This is a genomic window from Streptomyces murinus, from assembly GCF_002154555.1.
Taxonomy (GTDB): domain Bacteria; phylum Actinomycetota; class Actinomycetes; order Streptomycetales; family Streptomycetaceae; genus Streptomyces; species Streptomyces murinus.
In genome coordinates, this window is record NZ_MUNF01000431.1 from 166 (window position 1) to 4818 (window position 4653).

General features: G+C 75.3%; 2 protein-coding genes (1 of these 2 only partly in view). Both read right to left on the reverse strand.

Going from position 1 to position 4653, the window contains the following annotated elements; translation table 11 throughout:
* Positions 1-3422, reverse strand: part of the annotated coding region (locus CCN72_RS25150) for a type I polyketide synthase (protein ID WP_425276170.1) (this coding region is incomplete at its 3' end). The annotated region extends 165 nt beyond the left edge of the window; 3422 of its 3587 annotated nt are in view.
* Positions 3419-4653, reverse strand: a 1235-nt coding sequence (locus CCN72_RS25155) for an SDR family NAD(P)-dependent oxidoreductase (RefSeq protein ID WP_143664193.1), incomplete at its 5' end; no start/stop codon positions are given. The genes CCN72_RS25150 and CCN72_RS25155, both read right to left, overlap by 4 nt.

Sequence of the window (4653 nt, forward strand, 5' to 3'; positions counted from 1 at the left end):
GCCGCGTCCAGCAGCGCCGGATGCAGGGCGAAGGCGGCCGCGTCCTTGTGCCGGTCGGCGCCGAGCGCGACCTCGGCGTACAGGTCGTCGCCGTGCCGCCAGGCGGACTTCAGGCCCTGGAAGGCGGCCCCGTAGGCGTACCCGGACGCGGCGAGCCGCTCGTAGGCGCCCTCGGTGGCAATCCGCTCGGCACCCCGCGGCGGCCATACGGCGGGCGCGGCCTCCTCGGAAGCGGCCGGGCCCGGGACGAGCCGGCCGGCGGCGTGGCAGGTCCATTCGCCGTCCGGGTCGTCGTCACGGCGCGCGTGCACGCCGGCGTCGCGGCCGCCCGAGGCGTCGGGCGTGGACACGGTGACCTGGATCCGGACCCCGCCGTCCGCCGGGAGGGCCAGTGGAGCGGCCAGGTCGAGTTCCTCGACGCCCGCGCAGCCCACCTGGTCGCCGGCGCGCACCAGCAGTTCCAGCAGGGCGGTGCCGGGCAGCAGCACCGTGCCGGACACGGCGTGGTCGGCGAGCCAGGGGTGGGTGCGCAGCGACACCCGGCCGGTGAACAGGGTCGTACCGTCCTCGGCACAGGCCACGGCGGCGCCCAGCAGCGGGTGGTCCAGGGCCTCCAGGCCGAGTCCGGCGGCGTCCCCGGCCGCGGCCGGGGCGTCCAGCCAGTAGCCGGCGTGCTGGAAGGCATAGGTGGGCAGCTCGGCGGGGTCGGCCGGCCGGCCGCCGCCGAGGACGGCGCGCCAGTCGACCGGCGCGCCGTGCACATGGGCGCGCGCCAGGGAGTGGCTGAGCCGGGCCGGTCCGCCGTCGTCGCGGCGCAGCGTCTCCAGGGTGACGGCGGGCAGGTCCGCGGCCTCGGCGATCTCCTGTACGGCGGACGTGAGCAGCGGGTGCGCGGTCGGTTCGACGAACACCCGGTAGCCGTCGGCGAGCAGGGCGCGGGTGGTGTCGGCGAAGCGGACGGTGGAGCGCAGATTGCGGTACCAGTACGCGGCGTCCAGGGCGGTCGTCTCGTACGCCTCGCCGGTGACGGTCGAGTAGAAGGGGATCCGGGAGCGGCGCGGCGCGACCGGGGCGAGCGCGGCCAGCAGTTCCTCCTCGATCGCCTCGACGTACGCGGAATGCGAGGCATAGTCGACGGGGATGCGGCGGGCCCGTACGCCCTCGGCCTCCCACTGGGCGAGCAGCGCGTCCAGCACCTCGGGGGCGCCCGCCACCACGGTGGCCGCGGGGCTGCTGACGGAGGCGATCTCGACCGGCTCGGGGTGGGTGGCGAGCTGCTCGGCGACGCGGTCGGCGGGCAGCGCCACCGAAGCCATCGCGCCGGTCCCGGCCAGCCGGTCGCGGGTGATGAGGCTGCGCAGCGCCACGATCCGCACGGCGTCCGTCAGGCTGAGCGCCCCGCACACGTAGGCGGCGGCGATCTCGCCCTGGGACTGCCCGATCACGGCGGCGGGCCGCACGCCCGCGGCCTGCCAGACCTCGGCGAGCGCGATCATCATGGCGAAGATCGCGGGCTGGACGACGTCGACCCGCTCCAGCGACGGCGCGCCGGGGGTGCCGCGCAGCACGTCGGTGAGCGACCAGTCCACGAAGGGGGCCAGCTCGCGGGCGCAGTCCTCGATGGCGGTCCGGAACACCGGTGAGGTGTCGAGGAGTTCGCGGGCCATGCCGGTCCACTGGGAGCCCTGGCCGGGGAAGACGAAGACGGTGCGGCCGCCGGTGGCCTCGGTGGCGCTGGTGACGAGGTGCGGGGAGTCCTGGCCGGCGGCGAGGGCGGCGAGTCCCGCGAGCAGTTCCTCGCGACCGGCACCCGTCACGACACCACGATGGGACAACGCCGCACGACCCGTCGCCAACGCCCGCCCCACCGCACCAGGTTCCAGATCCGGGCACCGCTCGGCGAACTCCAGCAACCGCGCCGCCTGCGCCCGCAACCCCTGCGCACCCCGCGCCGACACCGGCCACACCCACGGCGCCGAACCCAGCACACCCTCCGCCACGACATCCCCGCCCCGCACCTCGGGCGCCTGCTCGAGGATCACATGCGCGTTGGTACCACTGATCCCGAACGACGACACCGCCGCACGACGCACCCGGCCGGCCTCAGGCCACGCCCGCGCCCGCGTGACCAGCTCCACCGTGCCCGCCGACCAGTCCACATGCGGACTCGGCTCACCCACATGCAGCGTCGCCGGCACCACACCCGCCCGCAGCGCCATCACCATCTTGATCACACCGCCCACACCGGCCGCAGCCTGCGTATGCCCGATGTTCGACTTCAACGACCCCAACAACAACGGACGTTCAGCCGGACGCCCCTGACCGTAGGTCTCGATCAACGCCTGCGCCTCGATCGGATCACCCAGCTTCGTCCCCGTGCCGTGACCCTCGACGGCGTCGACGTCCTCGGGGCCGAGGCCCGCGTCGGCGAGCGCCTGGCGGATCACGCGTTCCTGGGCGGGGCCGCTGGGTGCGGTCAGGCCGTTGCTCGCGCCGTCCTGGTTGACCGCGCTGCCCCGCACCACGGCCAGCACCCGGTGCCCGTTGCGGACCGCGTCCGACAGCCGCTCCAGCACCAGCACACCGACGCCCTCGCCCCAGCCGGTGCCGTCCGCGTCCGCGGAGAACGCCTTGCACCGCCCGTCGGGGGCCAGGCCGCGCTGCCGGGAGAACTCCAGGAAGATCGTCGGGGAGGGCATCACGGCCGCGCCGCCGGCCAGGGCGAGTCCACACTCGCCGCGCCGCAGCGCTCGCACCGCCATGTCCAGGGCGACCAGCGAGGAGGAGCAGGCGGTGTCCACCGTGACCGCCGGGCCCTCCAGGCCCAGGACGTAGGAGATCCGGCCGGAGGCCACGCTGGAGGAGCCGCCGGTGACGCCGTAGCCCTCGTACTCCGCGGGCAGCGGGCCGATGCGGGCGGTGTAGTCGTGGTACATCAGGCCGACGAACACGCCGGTGGCGGTGGAGCGCAGGGCGGTCGGGTCGATACCGGCCCGCTCCAGCGCCTCCCAGCCGGTCTCCAGCAGCAGCCGCTGCTGCGGGTCCATCGCCGTCGCCTCACGCGGCGAGATCCCGAAGAAACCCGCATCGAACTCGGCCGCCGAGCGCAGGAAGGCACCCTCGCGGACATACGACTTCCCGGCCCGGCCGGGCTCCGGGTCGTACAGGTCCTCCAGATCCCAGCCCCGGTCCTCGGGAAACCCGCCCACCGCGTCACCACCACCGACCACCAGGCGCCACAGATCCTCCGGGGAACGCACGTCACCCGGGAAACGGCACCCCATCCCGACGATCGCGACCGGCTCCTGGTCGCGCTCCTCGCGCTCGCGCAGCCGCTGCCGGGTGGCGTGGAGGTCGGTCGTGACCTTCTTCAGGTAGTCGCGGAGTTTGTCCTCGTGAGACATCCGGCCAACACTCCTCATGAGATGCCGAGTTCGCTTTCGATGAACGAGAAGATTTCGTCGTCGCTGGCCGACGCCAGCTGCTCCAGGACCGCTTCCGTTTCCGGCGCCCCGGTGGCCGCGGCGGGCTCCGGGCCGTCGGGCGCGGGCGCGTCGAGCGGTGCGGGCGCGGCGGGCAGCAGCCGGTCGAGCACCCGGTCGGCGACGGCGGCCGGGGTCGGGCAGTCGAAGAGCAGGGTGGTGGGCAGCCGCAGGCCGGTGGCCGCGTTCAGCCGGTTGCGCAGTTCGACCGAGGTGAGCGAGTCGAACCCCAGCTTGGCGAAGGCCCGTTCGGGGTCGACGGCGTCGGGGCCGCCGTGTCCGAGGACCACCGCGGCGCACTGGCGGACCAGCTCCAGGACGGTGTGCCGGCGGCTCTCCGGATCCAGGCCGCGCAGCCGCTCGGCGAATCCGTCCGGGCCCTGCTCGACGCCGTCCGCCGCGGCCCGTTCGGCGCGCCGGGCCGGTATCCGCACCAGGCCGCGCAGCATCGGCGGTACGGCCTCGGTGGCCGGTCCGGTGCGCAGCGCCGCGGTGTCGAGGGCGGCCGGCACCAGCAGCGGGGCGTCGCCCACGAGCGCGGTGTCGAGCAGTCGCAGCGCCTCGTCGGTGGGCAGTGGCGCGACCCCCGAGCGGGCCATCCGGGCCAGGTCGGCGTCGGACAGCGCGCCGGTCATGCCGCTGGCCTGCTCCCACAGGCCCCAGGCGAGCGAGACCGCCGGCAGCCGCTCGGCCCGTCGGCGGTGCGCGAGGGCGTCCAGGAAGGCGTTGGCCGCCGCGTAGTTGGCCTGGCCGCCGAGGCCGAGGGTGCCGGCCACGGAGGAGAACAGCACGAACGCGGACAGGTCGTGGTCACGGGTCAGCTCGTGCAGGTGCCAGGCCGCGTCCGCCTTGGGCCGCAGCACCCGCTCCAGCGCGCCCGGGGTGAGCGCGGGCACGGTGGCGTCCTCCAGTAGTCCGGCGGCATGCACGACGGCGGTGAGCGGGTGCGCGGCGTCGATGCCGTCGAGGGTGGCGCGCAGCGCTTCCGGGTCGGCCGCGTCACAGGCCACGGCCCGCGCCCGCGCGCCGAGCCGGGCCAGCTCGGCCACCAGTTCCGGGGCCCCGGGCGCGGCCTCGCCACGGCGGCCGGCCAGCACCAGGTGCCGTACCCCGTGCTCGGTGACCAGGTGGCGGGCGATGAGCGCGCCCAGGGTGCCGGTGCCGCCGGTGA